General features: G+C 75.7%; 19 protein-coding genes. 11 read left to right on the forward strand and 8 right to left on the reverse strand.

Annotated elements, in window-relative coordinates; genetic code table 11:
* Positions 1-67: 67 nt before the first annotated feature.
* The 3 genes from AC0GKK_RS02205 to AC0GKK_RS02215 all read left to right on the forward strand — a co-directional run bounded on the left by AC0GKK_RS02205 (position 68) and on the right by AC0GKK_RS02215 (position 2,696).
* Positions 68-826, forward strand: a complete 759-nt coding sequence (locus tag AC0GKK_RS02205) for a class I SAM-dependent DNA methyltransferase (RefSeq protein ID WP_489883019.1) — start codon at positions 68-70, stop codon at positions 824-826.
* A gap of 318 nt (positions 827-1,144) precedes the next feature.
* A complete protein-coding gene (locus AC0GKK_RS02210) occupies positions 1,145-1,915 on the forward strand; it encodes an ABC transporter substrate-binding protein (RefSeq protein WP_489883020.1) in 771 nt (256 codons plus the stop codon).
* Between the two features lie 19 nt (positions 1,916-1,934).
* On the forward strand, positions 1,935-2,696 hold the full coding sequence (locus AC0GKK_RS02215; protein ID WP_489883021.1) for an SDR family NAD(P)-dependent oxidoreductase: 762 nt from the start codon (positions 1,935-1,937) through the stop codon (positions 2,694-2,696).
* A 54-nt stretch (positions 2,697-2,750) separates the two neighbouring features.
* Here AC0GKK_RS02215 and AC0GKK_RS02220 read toward each other — a convergent pair whose 3' ends face one another.
* The 5 genes from AC0GKK_RS02220 to AC0GKK_RS02240 are packed head-to-tail and all read right to left on the reverse strand — an operon-like array spanning position 2,751 to position 8,373.
* A complete protein-coding gene (locus AC0GKK_RS02220; RefSeq protein ID WP_489883022.1) occupies positions 2,751-3,803 on the reverse strand; it encodes an ABC transporter substrate-binding protein in 1,053 nt (350 codons plus the stop codon).
* On the reverse strand, positions 3,800-4,567 hold the full coding sequence (locus AC0GKK_RS02225; RefSeq protein ID WP_489883023.1) for an ABC transporter ATP-binding protein: 768 nt from the start codon (positions 4,565-4,567) through the stop codon (positions 3,800-3,802). The genes AC0GKK_RS02220 and AC0GKK_RS02225 overlap by 4 nt, the downstream gene beginning before the upstream one ends.
* On the reverse strand, positions 4,564-5,592 hold the full coding sequence (locus AC0GKK_RS02230; protein ID WP_489883024.1) for a FecCD family ABC transporter permease: 1,029 nt from the start codon (positions 5,590-5,592) through the stop codon (positions 4,564-4,566). The genes AC0GKK_RS02225 and AC0GKK_RS02230 overlap by 4 nt, the downstream gene beginning before the upstream one ends.
* A gap of 46 nt (positions 5,593-5,638) precedes the next feature.
* Complete coding sequence (locus AC0GKK_RS02235) at positions 5,639-6,745, reverse strand: cytochrome P450 (protein WP_489883025.1); 1,107 nt, start codon at positions 6,743-6,745, stop codon at positions 5,639-5,641.
* Positions 6,746-6,783: 38 nt separating this feature from the next.
* Positions 6,784-8,373 (reverse strand): Na+/H+ antiporter, encoded by a 1,590-nt coding sequence (locus AC0GKK_RS02240; protein ID WP_489883970.1) that lies wholly within the window; start codon positions 8,371-8,373, stop codon positions 6,784-6,786.
* A 105-nt stretch (positions 8,374-8,478) separates the two neighbouring features.
* Here AC0GKK_RS02240 and AC0GKK_RS02245 point away from each other — a divergent pair, with 105 nt between their 5' ends.
* The 4 genes from AC0GKK_RS02245 to AC0GKK_RS02260 all read left to right on the forward strand — a co-directional run bounded on the left by AC0GKK_RS02245 (position 8,479) and on the right by AC0GKK_RS02260 (position 11,366).
* Positions 8,479-9,012: a YbhB/YbcL family Raf kinase inhibitor-like protein gene (locus AC0GKK_RS02245; protein WP_476654770.1), complete on the forward strand. Its 534-nt coding sequence runs from the start codon at positions 8,479-8,481 to the stop codon at positions 9,010-9,012.
* Positions 9,013-9,025: 13 nt separating this feature from the next.
* A complete protein-coding gene (locus AC0GKK_RS02250; protein ID WP_489883026.1) occupies positions 9,026-10,003 on the forward strand; it encodes a hypothetical protein in 978 nt (325 codons plus the stop codon).
* Positions 10,004-10,075: 72 nt separating this feature from the next.
* Positions 10,076-10,543, forward strand: coding sequence for a nitroreductase/quinone reductase family protein (locus AC0GKK_RS02255; protein ID WP_083474069.1), 468 nt, complete (start codon positions 10,076-10,078; stop codon positions 10,541-10,543).
* A 40-nt stretch (positions 10,544-10,583) separates the two neighbouring features.
* A complete protein-coding gene (locus tag AC0GKK_RS02260) occupies positions 10,584-11,366 on the forward strand; it encodes an LLM class flavin-dependent oxidoreductase (RefSeq protein ID WP_489883027.1) in 783 nt (260 codons plus the stop codon).
* Here the strand turns inward: AC0GKK_RS02260 and AC0GKK_RS02265 are convergent.
* Positions 11,350-13,047, reverse strand: a complete 1,698-nt coding sequence (locus tag AC0GKK_RS02265) for a class I adenylate-forming enzyme family protein (protein ID WP_489883028.1) — start codon at positions 13,045-13,047, stop codon at positions 11,350-11,352. The two genes, AC0GKK_RS02260 and AC0GKK_RS02265, sit on opposite strands and share 17 nt — an antisense overlap.
* A 144-nt stretch (positions 13,048-13,191) precedes the next feature.
* On the opposite strand from AC0GKK_RS02265, the gene AC0GKK_RS02270 reads away from it, so the two are divergent.
* Positions 13,192-14,271, forward strand: coding sequence for an AbrB family transcriptional regulator (locus AC0GKK_RS02270; RefSeq protein WP_062394860.1), 1,080 nt, complete (start codon positions 13,192-13,194; stop codon positions 14,269-14,271).
* Positions 14,272-14,278: 7 nt separating this feature from the next.
* Here AC0GKK_RS02270 and AC0GKK_RS02275 read toward each other — a convergent pair whose 3' ends face one another.
* A complete protein-coding gene (locus AC0GKK_RS02275; RefSeq protein WP_489883029.1) occupies positions 14,279-15,160 on the reverse strand; it encodes a TroA family protein in 882 nt (293 codons plus the stop codon).
* Between the two features lie 54 nt (positions 15,161-15,214).
* Here AC0GKK_RS02275 and pgm point away from each other — a divergent pair, with 54 nt between their 5' ends.
* Positions 15,215-16,870 carry a phosphoglucomutase (alpha-D-glucose-1,6-bisphosphate-dependent) gene (gene pgm, locus AC0GKK_RS02280; RefSeq protein WP_489883030.1) on the forward strand — a complete coding sequence of 552 codons (1,656 nt, stop codon included), beginning with the start codon at positions 15,215-15,217 and terminating at the stop codon, positions 16,868-16,870.
* Complete coding sequence (gene ppgK, locus AC0GKK_RS02285) at positions 16,867-17,616, forward strand: polyphosphate--glucose phosphotransferase (protein ID WP_489883031.1); 750 nt, start codon at positions 16,867-16,869, stop codon at positions 17,614-17,616. Before pgm ends, ppgK begins: the two co-directional genes overlap by 4 nt.
* Here the strand turns inward: ppgK and AC0GKK_RS02290 are convergent.
* Positions 17,585-19,012 (reverse strand): carboxypeptidase regulatory-like domain-containing protein, encoded by a 1,428-nt coding sequence (locus tag AC0GKK_RS02290; RefSeq protein ID WP_489883032.1) that lies wholly within the window; start codon positions 19,010-19,012, stop codon positions 17,585-17,587. The genes ppgK and AC0GKK_RS02290 overlap by 32 nt on opposite strands.
* 144 nt (positions 19,013-19,156) lie before the next feature.
* Between AC0GKK_RS02290 and AC0GKK_RS02295 the strand changes: the two genes are divergently transcribed.
* A complete protein-coding gene (locus tag AC0GKK_RS02295; protein WP_489883033.1) occupies positions 19,157-19,780 on the forward strand; it encodes a TetR/AcrR family transcriptional regulator in 624 nt (207 codons plus the stop codon).
* The last annotated feature ends 11 nt before the right edge of the window (positions 19,781-19,791 follow it).

A 19,791-nucleotide genomic window follows, 5' to 3' on the forward strand; every position in this document is an offset into this window, starting at 1 on the left:
CACCCCCGGTCGGAGGCGCCGGGTGCACTAGCGTCGAGGTGTCCGTTCCCGACCAGGAAGGATTTTCATGGCCGTCGAGCGTTCCGAACCGACCTACCGGCTTGCTCTGCCGGAACCCACGACCTCGTTCGAGCAGGACGCGGAGTACTGCGTGCTGGACCTCGGACACGGGTGGACCGAGTACCGCTTCCACGACTACGACGAACTCTTCAAGATCCCGGGCCTCTACGAGAAGCTGTTCTACGACATCCTGCAGTGCCAGTCCCCGGCCGTGGTGGCCGGCGCGCTGGCCGAGCAGCTCGACGCCGTGGGCGTCGACCCGTCCGGGCTGCGGGTCCTCGACGTCGGCGCCGGCAACGGCATCGTCGCCGAGGAGCTGCGTGCCCGCGGCGTCGGCAAGGTGGTGGGGATCGACATCCTCCCCGAGGCCCGCGAGGCCGCCGAGCGGGACCGCCCGGGGGTCTACGACGACTACCACGTCGTGGACCTCACCGACCTGGACGACGAGACCACCGAGAACATCGCCGCGGGCGGTTTCGACGCCCTGACCTGCGTCGCCGCGCTCGGCTTCGGCGACATCCCGCCCGCGGCGTTCCGCGCCGCGTTCGACATGGTCGCGGTCGACGGCTTCGTCGCGATCACCCTGCGGGACGACTTCCTGAACGACGGCGACACCTCCGGGTTCGCCGGTCTCATCTCCTCGCTGCTGGCGTCCGGCGAGCTCGAGGAGCTCGGGTCGACCGTCTACCGGCACCGGCTCGCGACCAGTCGCGACCCGCTGCTCTACCGGGCCGTCGTGGCCCGCAAGCGCCGCCCGCGCGGCTGAGCCCGCGCGTTCGCACCGGTCCGCGACGCGTCGGCCGGTGCGAACGCGCCGCGGCGAGACCTTCCGGACATTTCGGGTTAGGTTAGCCTCGGTTATTGTCCCGATGTGCATCGACGACTGATCCTCCTGCTGGCCCTCGTGGGCCTGCTCACCGCCTGTACGTCCGGCGGTCCCGGCCCGACGGACGCCCCGTCCACCGCCGACGGCGCGTTCCCCGTCCGCATCGACCACGCCTTCGGCGCCGCGGAGATCCCCGCCCGCCCACAGCGGGTCATCGCCCTCGGCGTCACCGACGCCGACCCCGTCCTCGCCCTGGGTGTGACCCCGGTCGCGGTCGCCTCCTACACCTTCTACCAGGAGACCGGCGGGCTGGGTCCGTGGGCCCGCGGGCTCGTGCAGGGTGAGGCACCGCAGGTGCTCACCGAGCCCGAGCCGAATCTGGAACGGATCGCCGCGCTGCGCCCGGACGTGATCATCGCGCTGTCCTCGGGCATCGACCGGGCCGCCTACGACCGGCTGACCGCGATCGCGCCGGTCGTCGCCCGTCCCGCGGGCTCCATCGCGTTCGGGGTGAGCCGCACCGACCAGATGCGCGCCGTCGCGACCGCGCTGGGTGAGACCGCTCGCGGCGAGGAGCTGGTCCGGACCGCCGACGCCGCGTTCGCCGACGCCGTCACCGCGCACCCGCAGTTCCGCGGGAAGGTCGGGGCGACGGTGCTGCCCTTCGACGGCATGTACGGCGCCTTCACCGCCGCCGACGCCCGCGGCCAGTTCATGACCGGTCTCGGCTTCGCGCAGCCACCGGCCATCGCCGAGCGCGACGATCGGCAGAGCTTCTACGTCGAGGTCTCCTCCGAGCAGGCCGGCCTGCTCGACGGCGACGTCCTGGTGATGCTGGCCGACGAGGGCGCCGCGAAGCAGCAGGTCGACTCCGACCCGGTCCTGCGCCAGGTCCCGGTCGTGGCCCGCGGCGACATGATCGTCCCCGACGCCGACACCCGCGGCGCGATGACCTACAACTCCGTCCTGTCCGCGCCGTTCGCCCTGGAGCGGCTCGTCCCGCAGCTCGCGGAGAAGCTCGGCGGCTGATCCGGGTTAGGGTCGCCGGGTGAGCGTGATCGAGCGATTCCGACTGGACGGCAGGGTCGCCGTCGTCACCGGCGCCTCCTCCGGCCTGGGCGTGGCCTTCGCCAAGGGCCTCGCCGAGGCCGGCGCGGACCTCGTGCTGGGGGCGCGGCGGGCCGAGAAGCTGGCCGACACCGTGGCGCTGGTCGAGGCGGCCGGGCGGCGGGCGGTGGCCGTCGCCACCGACGTGGCGGAGCCGGAGGACTGCCGGGCCCTGGCGCAGGCCGCCGTCGACGAGTTCGGCCGGCTCGACGTGCTGGTCAACAACGCCGGCGTCGGCACCGCGGTGCCCGCCCTGAAGGAGACCCCGGAGCAGTTCACCGGCGTCGTCGACGTGAACCTCAACGGCTCCTACTGGATGGCGCAGGCCTGCGCCGCCCACATGGCGCCCGGGTCGAGCATCGTCAACATCTCCTCGATCCTCGGGCTCACCACCGCGTCGCTGCCGCAGGCGGCCTACTCCGCGTCCAAGGCGGCGATCGTCGGCCTGACCCGGGACCTGGCCCAGCAGTGGACCGGCCGCCGGGGCATCCGGGTCAACGCGGTCGCGCCCGGGTTCTTCGCCTCCGAGATGACCGACCAGTACCAGGACGGCTACCTGGAGCGGATGACCGAGCGGATCCCGATGGGCCGCAAGGGCGACCCGGAGGAGCTGACGGCGGCCGTGCTGTTCCTCGCCTCCGACGCCGGTGGCTACGTCACCGGCCAGACCTGGGCCGTCGACGGCGGCATCACGATCACCTGACCGGCCGGTCCGGTCCCGGGGGCGCCGTACGGCGTGCCCCCGGGACCTCCGCGCTCAGCTGCGGGGCACGTCGTCGGACTCCGGGGTCAGGCCGGAGGCGGGCACCAGGTTCCAGCGCTCCAGCGCCGCCCGGACCTGCTCGGCGGCGTCGACGTTGAGCGGGCCCGAGGTCCACAGGGCGTAGGGCAGGTTCAGGAACCGGTTCTCCCTCACCGCGGGCAGGTCGCGGGTGTCGGGACGGCTCTTGAGGACCGCGACCTTCTCGGCGAAGGTCTGCGGCGGGTAGTCGACGAACAGGAACGCGGCGGGCTGCGCCGTCGCGACCCGCTCCCACGAGACCCTGGTCCAGGTGTCGTCGACGTCGGAGAGCGCGTTGCGCGCCCCGGCCGCCTCCATGATCGCCTGCGGGGCGCCGAACCGGCCGCTGGAGAAGGGCGTGTCGGTGCCGCTGTCGAACAGGAACACCGTCGGCGGTGTCGCGGCCTGCGGCGCCTTCCCCAGCGCGTCGAGCCGGGTGTCGAGGTCGGCGACGACACGGTCGGCGTCGGCGGTGTGCCCGGTGATGGTGCCGAGGTTGTGCAGGTCGTCGCGCAGCGCCGTCCAGGGGTCGACGATGCCGCGGGCGCTCTGCCCGTCGGCCTGGCGGCAGGACTCGGTCAGCACGTACGGGGCGATGCCCTGCTCGCGCAGCCGGGCCGGGGTGAGGTTCTTCTCCTCGCTGTAGCCGTAGTTCCAGCCGGCGACCATCACGTCGGGGTCGCGGGCCAGCACGGTCTCCAGGGTCGGGTACTCCGGCGCGGCCTGCGCCAGGCCGTCGACGGCGGCGCCGTAGTGGCGGCGCAGCGTCTCGGCGTCGCGCTGCATGCTCGACACCGCCGTGACGCGGTCCTGGGCGCCGAGCGCCAGGACCATAGAGATCATGTTGCCGTCGTTGACGAAGATGCGCTGCGCCGGCGCCGGGAACTGCGCGGGGGCACCGCAGTTCTGCACGGTGACCGTGCCGGCCGGGTCACCGGGTGCGGCGGGCGCCGGGGCGGGCGCCGAGCAGGCGGCGAGGGCGACCACCCCCGCGACGAGGACGGCGGACAGGCGTAGCGGACGGGTCACGAGCTCTCCCTGAGCGAGTCGAACACGAGGCGGGACCGCCCGGTCACCGGATGCGTGACACGGGCGGCGGCGACCCCGAAGACCCGTGAGACGGTGCCGGGGTCGAGGTCGGACACGGCCGGGAGGGCCCGGCCGTCGTGCAGGACGACGAGGCGGTCGCACCAGCGGTCGGCCAGGTCGAGGTCGTGCAGGCTCACCACCACGGTCCGGTGCAGCGACCGCACCAGCTCCAGCAGGCCCAGTGCGTGCCGGACGTCGAGGTGGTTCGTGGGCTCGTCGAGCACCAGGACACCGGCGTCCTGGGCGAGGCCGCGGGCGAGCAGCACCCGGCGGCGTTCACCACCGGAGAGCCGGTCGACCGGCCGGTCGGCGAGGCCGTCGAGGTGGACCGCGGCCAGCGCCGCGGTGACCGCGGCCCGCTCGACCGCGTCGCCGCCCGCCCACGGCGGCCGGTGCGGCACCAGGCCGAGCGCGACGACCTCCCCGGCGCACAGGTCCGGCGGCAGGTCCTCCTCCTGGCCGACGAACGCGATCCGCCGGGCCCGCTGCCGGGCCCGCAACGCGGTCAGCGGGGTGCCGTCGAGCAGCACCCGCCCCACGGTGGGCCTGCGGATCCCGGCGAGGGCACGCAGCAGGGTGGACTTCCCGCTGCCGTTGGGCCCGACGACGCCGAGCACCTCGCCCGGCTCGACGGCGAGGTCGACCCCGGTCAGGACGGTGCGGCCGCCGAGCACGCAGGTGAGGCCCTCGACCCGCAGGCTCACGCCATGCTCCCGGCGGTCCGGTAGCGGCGTCGCCCCATCAGCACCAGGAACACCGGGGCACCGATCAGCCCGGTGACCACACTCAGCGGCATCTCGGTGGGCCGCACCGCGACCCGGGCGACGACGTCGACGACGAGGAGGAACAGTGCGCCGCCCAGCGCGGTCACCGGCAGCAGCACCCGGTGCCGGGACCCGACGAGCAGCCGGGCCAGGTGCGGCACGACCAGGCCGACGAAACCGATCGCCCCGGACACCGCGACGAGCACGCCGACCGCGACCGCGCACACGGTGAACAGCGCGGTCCGGGCGGCGGTCACCGGCACGCCGAGCGCGGCGGCGGTGTCGGGCCCGGCGGTGAGCGCGTCGAGCCAGCCGCTGAACGTCACGAGCAGCACCAGCAGGAGCGCCACGGTCACCGCGGGCACCGCGACCCGGTCCCACTGCGCCCCGGACAGGCTCCCCAGCAGCCAGAACAGCACGGACTGGGCGGCGGCCGGGTCGCCGGAGCGGAACACCAGGTAGCTCGCCGTCGCCGAGAACGCCGAGCCGAGCACGGTGCCGGTGAGGATCAGCCGGATCGGGGTGAGCCCGCCCTGGGCGACGGCGATCGCCCCGACCAGTGCCCCGGCGGCGAGGGCCCCGAGGAGTGCACCGGTGAACAGCGCCCAGGTGCCGAGCGCACCCAGCACCCCGGTGGTGATGACGGCCGTGGCGCCGACGCTCGCGCCGGAGGACACCCCGAGCAGGTAGGGGTCGGCGAGCGGGTTGCGCACGAGGGTCTGCACCCCGGCCCCGGCGAGCGCGAGGCCCGCGCCGACGATCGCGGCGAGCAGCGAGCGCGGCATCCGCAGGTCCCGGACGATCGTCGAGACGGGGCCGGGCCGGTCGTGCAGCACCGCGTCGACGACCTTCGCGACGGGGAGGTCCTCGGCGCCGAACGCGAGCGAGCCCACGAGCGCGACCGCCAGCAGTACGGCGAGTGCCGCGGTCACGGTCGCGGACCGCACCCCCCGTCGCTCGAACATCTGCACAGTTCATCATGTGATGGCTGGAGATGGGATGGGGGAAGGATCACCGCGCGGGATGCAGCCGTACCGGCAACGCGGCGAGCCGCGCCCCGACCGGTCCGCCCGGGTGCACCTCGACGAGCCCGGTCACCGGACCGGCGGGACGGGCGTCGGGGAACCTGTCCCGCAGCACCTCCAGCACGGCGCGGAGCTCGAGGCGGGCCAGGTGCGCACCGGCGCAGAAGTGCGGGCCGTGCCCGAAGGTCAGCGGGTGCCCGACCACCGGGGCGGCGTCGATCCCCCGGATGTCGACCAGCACCGGCGCCCCGGCGGGCAGCGCCTCGCCCGCGAGGTCGACGGCGGTCCGGGCGAAGCGCCACAGCGAGAACGGGGCGGGCGGATGGACCCGCAGCACCTCGGCGACCAGCGCGTCGAGCTCCTCGGCGGTGCGGCCGGCGAGCCCGGAGTCCAGTGCGTGGGCGACGACGTACCCGAGCGCGGCATCGGTGGTGAGCTGCCCGGCGAACACCAGCCCGAAGACGAGGTAGCCGACCTGGGCGTCGGTGAGGTCGGGCAGGGCGGTGCGCAGCCCGGCCGCGACGCCGTCGCCGGTCCCGTCGGTGACCGCGGCCGTCCCGATCGCCTGCAGCCGGCCGAACGCCGCGCCCGCCACCGCCGGGTCGGGGCTCCACATCGCGCGGCAGGCGGCGACGGCGTCGTCGAGGAGCCCGGGAGGGGCGCCCACGACCTCGAGCACGACGGCCAGCGGGTAGCGGGTGGTGAAGTCCTCGGTCAGGTCGACCTCACCGGGGCCGAGACCCTCGAGGAGGGCGGAGGCGAGGGAGTGGGCGCGCCCGGCGTACCGGGCGAGCGCGCGGGCGGACAGCAGCGGTGCGTGCGCGCGACGCAGCCGGGCGTGTCCGGGACCGTCGGCGGTGGTGAGTGACAGCCGCTCTGCGACCGACGGTTCGAGGTCGGTGACCTCGGGCGGGGCGAGCGCGGTGTCCTTCGCGAACCGGGGGTCGGTGAGCACCCGGCGCGCGAGTGCCTCCTCGGTGACCACCCACACCGCGGGTCCGTCGGGTAGTGCCGTGCGCACGACCGGCCCTCCGGTCACGGCGGCGTCCGGTTCGGACAGGAGGCGGGTGCGGGCGGTGAACGGGCACGTCATGGCACGAGCGTGCCCGTCGACGCGGACACCTCGGGTCCTCAGTCGAGCAGCACCGTGCGCAGGTCGAGGCGGCGCAGCACCCGGTCGACGGCGTGCGGGTCGACACCGGGCTCACGCCGCGCGGCCAGTACCTCGGTCCGGGCGGCGGACAGCGCCGAGGCCTGGGCCTCGGCGAAGGCGGTGCGGGCCTTCTTCACCGCGGCGATCCGGGACCGCTCCTCCTCCGAGGGCGTCTCCCCCGACAGCACCCGCTCCAGCCGCTCGACCCGCTCCCGCATCGCGGTGCCGACCTCCTCGGGCAGGCCCCGCACCGTGCGTTCGAACTCCAGGGTCGCGACGGCGGCGCGGCGCGCCCGCAGCACGATCTCGCGTTCGGCGCGCTCCTCGGCATCCGCCTCGTCGTCGATGTCGAGGGCGCGGACCAGCATGCCGAGGGTGAAGCCGGGCACGAGCAGCGTCACGAACAGCACCGACACGGCGATGAGGACGAGCTGGTCGCGGGCGGGGAACGGCGCCCCGGACGCGGTCTGCAACGGCAGCGACAGCGCGAGGGCGAGCGTGGCGAGACCGCGCATGCCGCACCAGGACAGCAGCACCGCCTCGCGTCCGGTGAGCGGCGCGGCGCCGGCCGCGGCGGCGTCGTCGGCGCTGCGGGACAGCAGCCGCCAGGCGACGACCATCCACAGCACCCGCACCGCGACGACGACCACGCACACGACCGCCGCGTGCGCGAGCATCGTCGGCAGCTCGTCGCCCGCGGCGAGCACGACCTGGCGCAGGTCGAGTCCGATCAGGCCGAACGCGAGCCCCGTGACCAGCAGCTCGACGACGTTCCACAGCGAGGACTGGGTGAGCCGCTCGGCGGCCTCGTCGGCGTCGGCCCCGGCGCGCAGCTGCAGCGCGAGGACGACGACGGCGATCACCCCGGACGCGCCGAGCTCGTCGGCGGCCAGGTAGGTGGCGAACGGCAGGACCAGGGTGAGCGCGCTGCGCCCGGTGGCGTCGGTGAGCCTGCCGAGCACCCGGCGCGCCAGCCAGGCCACACCCAGTCCGATGAGGACCGCGCCGGCGGCGCCGAGCACGAACCGCAGGCCCAGCCCGAGCGGGCTCAGCTCGTCGCCGGAGACGGTCGCCAGCACCGCGGCCTGGAACACGACCAGCGCGGTGGCGTCGTTGAACAGGCCCTCGCTCTGCAGCACCGCCACCACGCGGCGCGGGATCGGGACCTGCCCGGCGACGGCCTCGACGGCGACCGGGTCCGGTGGGGCGACCATCGCCCCGAGCGCGACGGCGGCGGTGAGTGCGAGCCCCGGCACGAGCAGCCAGACCGTCCCGGCGACCGCGGTGGCGGTGACCAGCACCAGGCCGACGGCGAGCAGCGCGATCGTCCGCCTGCGCGCCCGGAACAGCGCCCACGACGTGCGCTGCGCCGTGGCGAACAGCAGCGGCGGCAGGAACAGCGGCAGGATCAGCTCGGGGTCGATGACGAACGCGTCGGGCAGTCCGGGCAGCAGCGCGACGACCACGCCGAGGACCACCATCAGCGCGGTCCAGGGCAGCCGGAGCCGGTCCCCCACCCCCACCAGGACGACCGCGGCCACCATCAGCCCGACGAGCACGAGCAGCATCTCCACGGACCGACACCCTGCCCTCCCCGCCGCCCGACGGCAGCCGACGCGCCGTGCCAGGATCACGGCGAGACCCACCGCCACCGATCCGAGGAGGTCCGCCCCGTGCCCCGCAACCCCTACGACGAGCTGCCCCCGGTCCCGTCGTTCACCCTGACCAGCACCGACGTGAACGACGGCGCTGCGCTCGCCACCCCCCAGCTGTCCGGCATCTTCGGCGCGGGCGGCGAGGACGTCTCGCCGCAGCTGTCCTGGTCCGGCGCGCCGGAGGGGACGCAGTCCTACGCCGTCACCTGCTACGACCCGGACGCCCCGACCGTCGCCGGGTTCTGGCACTGGGCGGTGTTCGACGTGCCGGCCTCGGTGACCTCGCTGCCGTCCGGCGCCGGTGACGACAGCGGGTCCGGCCTCCCCGAGGGCGCGGTCCAGCTGCCCAACGACGCGAGCCTGGCCCGGTACCTGGGCGCCGCCCCGCCGCCCGGGCACGGTCCGCACCGGTACTACTTCGTGGTGCACGCGGTCGACGTGCCCACGCTGGACGTGCCCGCCACCGCGACGCCCACGTTCCTGGCGTTCACCCTGTTCAGCCACACCGTCGGCCGCGCCGTCCTGGTCGGGACGCACGCGAACCTGAGCTGAGTGGCCGGCCGGCGTGGACACGGACGCGGAGCTGGACCGGCTGTACCGGGTCCCGCCGGAGGACTTCGTCGCCGCACGCGACGACGCCGCCGCCCGTGCCCGCGCCGACGCGGACACCGACGCGGCCCGGGAGATCGCCGCCGCCCGGCGGCCCACCCGGGCCGCGTGGCTGGCGAACCTGCTGGTCGACGACGCTCGCGACGAGGTCGAGGGGCTCCTGGCCCTGGCCCCGGTGCTGGCCCACGCCCAGCGCTCCCTCGACGGCGCGGCCCTGCGGGAGGTGTCCGCGCAGCGCAACCGGCTGGTCGGGGCGCTGGCCCGCCGGGCCGCGGCCCTCGGTCGCGCCGCGGGGGCCCGGGTGGGCTCCGGTGTGGAGCGCGACGTGCGGTGGGTGCTGGAGTCGGCGCTGGCCGACCCGGACCTGGCCGACCGGGTCCGGTCGGGGCGGCTGGAGCGCTACGAGCGGCACAGCGGCTTCGGGCCGCTCGGGGAGGCGGGGTCCGCGGCGGAGGGCTCCACGGCGGACGCGGACGCTCCGCGTGGCGCCCGGTCCCCGCATCCGGAGCGGGGCGGCGAGCGCCGGGACGGCGACGGGGAGCTCGCCGGGCGACGGCGCGACGCCCGCCGGCGGGAGGCCGAGCACCGCGCCGCGCAGGAGCGGGAGCGACGCGAGGCCGAACGGCACGCGCAGGCACTCGCCGACGCGGAGAAGGCCGTCGAGACCGCCCGGCTGGCCGCCCACGACGCCGGCCGGGAACGCGACGACGCCCGCGACCGCGCCGACCGGGCCGACGGGCGCCGCGACGACGCGCACCGCCGGGTGGACGAGCTGACCGCCGAGCTGGACCGCGCCCGCTCCGCCGCCGAGGACGCCGACCGTGCCCGCGACGAGGCCGGCCGCGCCGCCCGGGACGCCGCGAGGCGGGCCGAGCAGGCCGAGGAGGACCTGGCCCGGGCCGAGGAGGCGCTGCACGGGCTGCGGTCGGACTGAGCCCACGTCGCACCGGCTCGGCCCACCCGCCGTGGCATCCTGGCCCGCCCGGTCCGACAACGAGGAGCTCCCGTGCCCGACGATCCCCGCCGTCACATCCGTGCCCCGCAGCAGATCAAGCACCTGAACGACGACCTGCTCGCACGGCGCGACCGTGGCGAGCTGCCGTTCGAGCTGCCCGTCCTGACCGTCCCCGGCCGGCGCAGCGGCACACCCCGGCACACGCCGCTGACGGTGTACGCGACCGGCGGGCAGCGGTTCGTCGTCGGCGGGTTCCCGGGCGCGGACTGGATCGTCAACGTCCGGGCCGCGGGCGGGCGGGCCACGCTGAGCACGGGACCCGACGCCGACCCGGAGTCCGTCGTGCTGGTGGAGGTGCCGCCGGAGCAGGCGCGCCCGGTGCTGGAGGCGTGGCCGCAGGTCACCCCGGAGGGCGTCGGGATCATGGTGGAGAACGGGGTCGTCGCCGAGCCGACGCCCGAGGCGCTGGGTGCCCTGACCGGCATCTGCCCGGTGTTCCGCATCGACCCGGCCCGGTAGCCGTACGACACCGGCGGCTCCGCGTGGCACGGTGACCGGCATGGACATCGGCATCGTCTTCCGGCCCGAGCTGCCCCCCGAGGAGCTGCCGGGCGTGGCCCGTGACGTCGAGGCCGCGGGGCTGGACCAGCTGTGGCTGTGGGAGGACTGCTTCCTGCACGGCGGGACCGCCACCGCGGCCGTCGCGCTGGCCCACACCGGCGCCCTCACCGTCGGGGTCGGGCTGTTCCCGGTGCCGCTGCGGAACCCGGCGGTCGTCGCCATGGAGACCGCCTCGCTCGCCCGGCTGTTCCCGGGCCGCTACCTGCCGGTCCTCGGGCACGGCGTGCTCGACTGGATGGGCCAGGTCGGCAACCGGGTCGCCTCGCCGCTGACCCTGCTCGCCGAGCACACGACCGCGGTACGGGACCTGCTCGCCGGTCGCGAGGTCACCCGCTCCGGGCGCTACGTCTCCCTGGACCGGGTCCGGCTCGACCACCCGCCGACGACCGTCCCACCGGTGCTGGTCGGCGGGCGCGGGCCGCGCACCCTGCGGCTGGCCGGGGACCTCGCCGACGGGGTCCTGCTCGACTCGGGCCTGTCCCCCGCCGACGTCCGGTCCTCGCTCGACGCGTGCGGCCCGGGCGGCGCCGCGGACGGGTTCCGGCGCGTCGGCTACGTCGCGCTGCCGGAGCACCGGGCCGAGGTGGAGGCGGTCGTCCGGAGCCACGCCGCGGCCGGGCCGGACACCGTCGTCCTGGTCCCGCCGGCCGGCGCCCCGGACCCGCGTCCCTGGCTGGAGGCCGTGTCCGCGGCCCGCAGGACGCTCACGCCGGAGCGGTGAACCCCGAGCGCAGCTCCCGCTTGCGGACCTTCCCGGTCGCCGTCCTGGGCAGCGGCTCGTCGGTCCACCGCACGTGCGCGGGCGCGGCGAACTCCCCCACCCGCGCGGCGACGGCGGCGCGGACGGCGTCGTCGTCGCGGGCCGCTCCGGGGCGGGCCCGGACCAGTGCGGCGACCTCCTCGCCCAGGCGCGGGTGCGGCACGCCGAGCACCGCCACCTCCAGCACCCCGTCGACGGTGTGGATCGCCGCCTCCACCTGCGCGGAGTACACGTTCTCCCCACCGCGCAGCACGACATCCTTCAACCGGTCCACGACGTACACCCAGCCGTCGGTCACGTGCCCCAGGTCGCCGGTGCGGAACCAGCCGTCGACGAACGCCTCGGCGTCGGCGTCGGGCCGGTTCCAGTAGCCGCGGACCACGTTCGGGCCGCGGAACCACAGCTCGCCGACCTCGCCGTCGCGCAGCGCCTCACCGCCCGGGCCGGCGACCCGCAGCCGGGCCCCCGGCGCGGGCCGGCCGACCGAGTCGGGACGGGCCCGGTACTCCGACCCGGTGTTCGCGCAGATCGCCGAGGTCGTCTCGGTCAGGCCGTAGCCGTTCGCGGCCCCGGCGCCGAGGTCGCGCCCGATCCGCGCGACGAGCTCGGGCGGCACGGGTGCCCCGCCCATCCCGACCGTCCGCAACGACGCGAGGTCGGCGGGGTCGGCGCCGTCGAGCAGCTCCGCCGTCGTCGACGGGACACCGTTGGAGCGGGTCAGCCGCTCGGACCGGACGACGGCCCGCGCCGCGGCCGGGTCCCAGCGGTGCAGGGTGGCGAGCTTCGCCCCGCCGAGCACGGCGCCGACGAGTCCGTTGATGCCGGCGATGTGGAACATCGGGTACATCAGCAGCGTCCCCTGCTGCCCCGGCGGCGGTTCCACCCCCGAGTCGAGCGCGGTGGCGCGGGCCTGCAGCGCGACGTTGAGCAGGTTCGTCACGTGGTTGCGGTGGGTGCCGACCGCGCCCTTCGGTCGGCCGGTGGTGCCGGAGGTGTAGAGGATCGTCGCGTCGTCGTCCGGGCCGGGCGCGGTGACCCCGACCGGGTCACCGGGGCCGTCGGTGCGCAGCCCGAGGTCCTCCCACCCGGTCACCGGACCGGGCGCGGGCGCGCCGCCCCCGCGGACCCGGACGACCGGCACCCCGGTGCCGCTCCCACCGCACAGGGCGGCGCACCGTTCGGGGTCGGCCACGACCAGCCCGGCACCGGAGTCGGCCACCGCCCACGCCAGCTCGGGTGCGCTCCACCAGGCGTTCAGCGGTACGACGACCAGCCCCGCGACCTGCGCGGCGAAGAAGACGACCGGCCACTCCGGCAGGTTCCGCATCGCGATCGCGACCCGGTCGCCGGGGCGCAGCCCGAACCGCCCGGTGAGCACGCCGGCCAGGTCGGCGACCAGGCTCCGGTGCTCGCCGTAGGTGCGACGCTCGCCGTGGTGGACGGTGAACGTGCGCTCCGGCCACGCCGCCGTCGCCGCCCACAGCTCGGCCAGGGTGTGCGGGCCACGCCGGTAGACCCGCATCGCGGCGCCACGTACGTCGGCGTCGACCAGCTCGAACTCCGCACCGGGCGCGGTCAGTGCGGCGATCACCGGGCCGAGCCCGGTGGTCGCGGCGGTGTCGTCTCTCGGGGTGTCTCGCATCGGCGCACCTCCTCGTGCCCGTCCGTCCTACCCCGGCGGCCGCTCCGGCGGAAGCCGTGATCGTTCGCTCTCGACAACGATCGTGTCCCGACTCACCGCGCACCAGTACGCCTGTCCCATTTAGGCTCGGGTCGTGATCACACGGTGAGCCCCCGCCCGTCGCTGTCCGGATGGTGGCGCTGGCCGCTGCTCGCCGCGCTGACCGTGCTCGTGACGGCCGGGCTCGCCGCGGTCGACGTGCCCTCCCCCGCCCTGTTCGCCGGGCTGCTGGTCGCGACCGTCCTCGCCCTGACCGGGCTCGGCCCCGCCCGGGTCGCCCGCCCGGCGACGTCGGGTGCGCAGGCGGTCATCGGGGTCGTCATCGGCCTGCTCGCCCGCCCGGACACCCTGGCCGCGGTGGCGGCCGAGTGGCTGCCGGTCCTGCTGATCAGCCTCGCGACGCTGCTGGTCAGCATGGGGTCCGGCCTGCTCATGGGTCTGCAGCGCGGGGTCACCCCGCTCACCGGGATGCTCGCGCAGACCGCGGGCGGCGCGTCCGGGCTGGTCGCGATCAGCCGCGAGCTGGGCGGCGACGAGCGCACCGTCGCCGTCATCCAGTACCTGCGGGTCGGGCTGGTCACCGCGACGATGCCGGTGGTCGCCGCGGTCGTCTACGGCGCCTCCCCCGGCGCACCCGCCGCCGCGGTCACCGGCCCCGGCGCGCCGTGGTGGGTCGGGCTCGCGGTGACCGCGCTGTGCGTGGGCGTCGGCGTCCCGCTCGGGAAGCTCGCGCGGGTCCCCGCCGGAGCCCTGCTCGGGCCGATGGTGGTGGCGCTGGTCGTCAGCCTGGCCGGGTTCTCCTTCGCCGCGTCGGTGCCGCTGCCGCTCGTCGACGTCGCCTACGCCGTCATCGGCTGGCAGGCCGGGCTGCGCTTCACCCGGACCGCGCTCGGCACCGTCGCGCGGGTGCTGCCGCTGGCGACCGCTTTGATCCTGGGCGTCGTCGCGCTCTGCGCCGGACTGGGGCTGCTGCTGTCGTACTCCACCGGCATGACCCCGCTGGAGGGCTACCTCGCGACCACCCCGGGCGGGGTCTACGCGGTGCTGGCGACGGCGATCTCCTCCGGCGTGGACGTCACCTCGGTGGTCGCGGTGCAGGTGCTGCGGGTGATCCTGATGCTGCTGGTCGCGCCCTGGATCGCGCGGCTGGTCGGCCGGCGGCTCGGCCCGGGCGGCGCGGCCTGAGACCCGCTCAGCGGACCCGCGCGATCCTCCCCGGCGGCGGCGCCGGGACCGCACCGGGGTGCAGCAGGCCGGCGATCGCCTCGACCCCGTCGACCAGGCGCGGACCGGCCCGCACCACGAACGACGCCGAGTCGATCGCGTGCACCGGGACACCGGCGGGCAGCCACGGCAGCGCCGCGCGGGCCTGGGCGAGCGCGTCGTCGAGGCCGAAGCCGCACGGCGCGACCAGCACGGCGTCGCACGGGGGCAGGTCGGCCGGGTCGACGGCGGTGCTGCGCCCGCCCGGGGCGGCCGCCACCGGGACCCCACCGGCCGCGGTGACCAGGTCGGGCACCCAGTGCCCGGGCAGGAACGGCGGGTCGGTCCACTCCAGCACCAGCACCCGCGGCGCCGGGCGGCCCCGCACGGCGACGGCGACGGCGTCGAGGCGCGCCACCAGGCCGGCGACCAGCGCGGCGGCCCGGTCCGGCACCCCGGCCGCGGCGCCGACCGCGGTGACCGTGTCGAGCACGTCGGCCAGCCGGTGCGGGTCCAGCGACAGCACCCGGGCCCGGGTCCCCAGCTCCTCCTGCACCTGGGCGACGGTCGAGCCGGGCAGCGCGCACACCGCGCACAGGTCCTGGGTGAGGATCAGCTCCGGGTCGGCGGCGCCGAGCCGGGCGCGGTGGACCTCGTACAGCGGCAGCCCCGCGGCGGCCCGCTCGCGGACGACGGCGTCGATCTCCCCCGGAGACGCGGCGGGCGGCAGCGCGGAGTCGACGACCACCGGCACCCGGTCCCGGACGCCCACCGGGTCGTCGCACTCGAAGGTGACGCCGACCAGGTCGGCGGCCAGGCCGAGCCGCCCGGCGATCTCGGTCCCGGCCGGGAGCAACGACGCGATCCGCACACCGCGGAACGGTAGGCGGTGGCGTGGGCCGCGGCGAGGAGGAAGGATCGCGGCATGACCGTGCACGAGCGCGCCGGGACCCCGGCCCGCCCCGAGGACCTCGTCGACGTCGACGCGCTGCTGGCCGCGTACGCCGCGACCCACCCCGACCCGTCGGTCGACGTGCAACGGGTCGCGTTCGGCACGTCCGGGCACCGCGGGTCGGCGTTCACCGCGACCTTCAACGACGACCACATCGCCGCCACCAGCCAGGCGATCGTCGAGTACCGGGCCGCGCAGGGCACCGACGGCCCGCTGTTCCTCGGGCGCGACAGCCACGCACTGTCCGAGCCGGCCTGGCGCACCGCGGCCGAGGTGTTCGCCGCCAACGGCGTCGACGTCGTCGTCGACTCCCGGGACGGGCTGACCCCGACCCCGGCGATCTCGCACGCGATCCTCGTGACCAACGCCGGTCGCGACGTCCGGCACCTCGCCGACGGCGTGGTCGTCACCCCGTCGCACAACCCGCCCGCCGACGGTGGCTTCAAGTACAACCCGCCGGACGGCGGCCCCGCCGGCACCGAGGCGACGACCTGGATCGCCGACCGGGCCAACCAGCTGCTCGAGAACGGGCTCACGGAGGTGCGCCGCGCCCGGTTCGACGCCGCCGCCGCGCACCGCTACGACTACCTCGGCACCTACGTCGACCAGCTCGACCAGGTGCTCGACATGGCCGCGGTCCGCGACGCCGGCGTCACCATCGGCGCGGACCCGCTCGGCGGTGCCTCGGTCGACTACTGGGGCGTGATCGCGCAGCGCTGGGGCCTGGACCTGACCGTGGTGAACCCCGACGTCGACCCGGCCTTCGGGTTCATGACCCTGGACTGGGACGGGAAGATCCGGATGGACTGCAGCTCGCCGTACGCGATGGCGTCGCTGCGGGCCCGGATGGAGGCCGACCCGGCTCCCTTCACCATCGCCACCGGCAACGACGCCGACGCCGACCGGCACGGCATCGTCACCGCCGACGGCGGCCTGATGAACCCGAACCACTACCTCGCCGTCGCGATCGGCTACCTGTTCGCCCACCGCCCCGGCTGGCCCGCGGCCGCCGGGATCGGCAAGACCGCCGTCAGCTCGTCGATGATCGACCGGGTCGCCGGTGACCTCGGCCGCAGGCTGGTCGAGGTGCCCGTCGGGTTCAAGTGGTTCGTTCCCGGCCTGCGCTCGGGGCAGATCGGCTTCGGCGGCGAGGAGAGCGCGGGCGCGTCGTTCCTGCGCCGCGACGGCTCGCCGTGGAGCACCGACAAGGACGGCCTGCTGCTCGCCCTGCTGGCCTCGGAGATCACCGCGGTCACCGGGTGGACCCCCAGCGAGCACTACGCCCGGCTCACCGAGCGGTTCGGCGCCCCCGCCTACGCCCGCACCGACGTCGCGTGCTCCCGGGAGGACAAGGCGGCGCTGTCGAAGCTGGACGCCGACGCCGTCACCGCCACCGAGCTCGCCGGGGACGCGATCACCGCGAAGCTCACCCGCGCCCCGGGCAACGACGCCGCGATCGGCGGACTGAAGGTCGTCACCGACGCCGGGTGGTTCGCCGCCCGCCCCTCGGGCACCGAGGACGTGTACAAGGTCTACGCCGAGAGCTTCCGCGGGCCGGAGCACCTGACGCGCGTCCAGGACGAGGCGCGCGGCGTGGTCGCGGCGGCCCTGGAAGGATCGGGGGCGTGAGCAGCACGCACGCACTCGGGTTCGGTATCGACATCGGCGGCTCCGGCATCAAGGGCGCCCCGGTGGACCTGCACAAGGGCCGGCTGGCCGCGGACCGGGTGCGGATCCCGACGCCGCAGCCGTCCACACCGGAGGCGGTCGCCGAGACCGTCAAGCAGATCCTCGACGAGTTCGACTGGCGGGACTCCTTCGGCTGCACGTTCCCGGCCGTCGTCCAGCACGGCGTGACCCGCACCGCGGCGAACGTGGACCGGGCCTGGATCGACTGCGACGCCGCCGCGGTCCTGCGCCGGGTCACCGGCCGGGACGCGCTGCTGGTCAACGACGCCGACGCCGCCGGCGTCGCCGAGGCCGAGTTCGGCGCGGCCGCCGACCGTCATCACGGGCTCGTGCTCGTCGTGACCCTCGGGACCGGCATCGGGTCGGCGCTGGTCAACCACGGGAAGCTGGTGCCCAACACCGAGCTCGGACACCTGGAGATCGACGGGGTCGACGCCGAGTCGCGCGCCGCCGACTCCGCCCGTGAGCGCGAGGACCTGGACTGGGAGGAGTGGGGAGGGCGCCTGCAGCGCTACTTCACCCACGTCGAGAACCTGGTGTGGCCGGACCTGATCGTGGTCGGCGGCGGGGTCAGCAAGAAGTTCGAGAAGTGGTCGCCCTACGTGCGGACCCGCACCGAGCTCGTCCCGGCCGGGCTGCTCAACGAGGCCGGGATCATCGGGGCAGCGCTGCTGGCGCACGGCTGACCGGCTCCCCCGGTGCCGGCGCGGCGGCCGGGCGCAGGACCACGCTGCGATGCGACACCGCACCGTGCAGGCGCAGCCGTTCCGACACCGGGTCGTGGCCGGGCGCGGACACGAGCACGGTGACCCACCCGTCGGCGCGGCCGCGGACGGCGAACCGGCCGTCCTCGGATCCGGCGGCGACGTCGACCTGCCCGCCGGTGTGGTCGACGACGGTCACCCGCGCCCGCGGCACGGGCCGGCCCGCGTCGTCGACCACCCGGCCGATCAGCGTCGGGACCGGGTGGGCGAGCAGCCGGGCGTCGGCGAGGGCGTCCGGGTGCGCGCCACCGACCGAGGCCTCGTCGGCGACGGCCTCGGCGATCCGGTGCTCCCGCTCGCGCTCGGCGTCCCCGGCCGCCTCCTCCGGCCCGGCCGCGGCCTCGCGCCCGGCGGCGCGCCGGTCCCGCCACGCACCCAGCGCGACCAGCAGCGCACCGAACGCCCACCAGGCCAGCAGCCCGAGGACCGGCACGGTGATCGCGGTCGCGTCGAAGTAGAGGATGCCCCGGGCGGCGTCGATCGCCTGCCCGAGCGGCATGACGTGGTGCAGGACCTGGAAGAAGCCCGGCACCATCTCCTTCGGGATCGCCCCGCCCGAGGACGGGATCGACATCAGCACGAACAGGCCCATCGCGACGCCGGGCAGCGCGCGGCGCACGAACGGGGCCAGCCCGAACGTCGTCCAGGCGACGGCCTGGGACAGCAGGAACCCGACGACGAGCACGGCCGGGTGGAACGGGATCGCCTGGATCGCGGTGCCGATCGCCCAGCACACCACGGTGGCGAACAGGCCGAACCCGGCGAGCGCGGTCAGCTTGGTGCGCCGCGACAACGCGGTGGCCTGCATCATCATCATCATGACCGCGATGTAGCCGGAGATGTTGCAGGCCATCGCGATGTAGAACAGCGACGTGCCGAAGCCGTCACCGGGCGCGGTCGGTGCGAGGTCCACCACCCGCAGCGGCCCGCCGGACCCGGTGGACAGCGGCGCGAAGATCCCCTGCAGGACCTGGACGAGCTGCAGGCCGTCGGCGCGGGCGATGTAGAGCGTGTGGCCGGCCGGGTCGTACCCGGCGACGACGTCGCGGTGGAAGATCGCGTCCCGGATGTCGGCCGCGGCGGCGACCGGGGTGACGTCGAACCCGCCCGGCGACGCCTGCGCCAGCTCGGCGGACACGGTCGCGGCGGCCTGCTGCCCGACGACCCCGACCGGGATGCCGTGCGGGGCCGGGGCGTGGAACGGCAGCAGGTAGAACAGCATGAAGCCCAGCACGAAGAAGGCGGGGAACCACAGGGCCAGCGCCAGGTCCTTCGCCGTCCGCGAGCGCGTCGGCTCCTGCACCTGCTCCTGTGACACGCGTCCTCCGTCTAAGATTGCTTCATGCAATAGTTTGCGGTGCTCACGAATGTACAAGCACACTGCAGCGACTGCACGACTGCACTCCCCGCACGTTTCGAGGGTGCGAGCCGCGCCGGGACCGGCGGGAGAGGTGGGACGGGCATGATCGGCGAGATGCTGACCGACCAGGAGGCGCGCTGCCACGGGCTGCGGGAGCGCAAGAAGGTGCGGACCCGCCAGGCGCTGCGCGCCGCGGCGCTGGAACGCGCGCGCACCCAGGGCCCGGACGCGTTCACCGTCGAGGAGATCTGCGCCGACGTCGACGTCGCGCCGCGGACGTTCTTCAACCACTTCCCGTCGAAGGACGCGGTGCTCTTCGACTGGGACACCGCCTCCCTCGACGAGCTCGCCGCCGAGGTCCGCGCCCGGACCGAGGCGTCCCCGCTCGGGGCGGCGACGGCGGTGCTGGCCGAGGTCGCCGTGGCGCTGACGACCAGCCCGACCTGGCACGGGCAGATGGAGCTGCTGCGCACCCACCCCGAGCTGCACCCGCGGATCGCCCACGTCGGCCGGACCGTGGAGCAGACCGTCGCGCAGGCGCTCGCCGGGCGCGACGGCGCCGACACCCCCGCGACGGCCCACCGGCTCGCCGCGGCCGCTGCGATGGCGGTGATGCAGGTCGCCGTCGCCGGCTGGCTGGCCGACCCGGCGGGCCCGCCGGCCCGCCGGGTCTACGGCGACGTGCTGGCGGCCGCCCGGGAGGCCTTCGCGGCACTGCCGGACTGAGCGCGCCCGGA

This window comes from Pseudonocardia sp. P-1 (genome assembly GCF_058111925.1).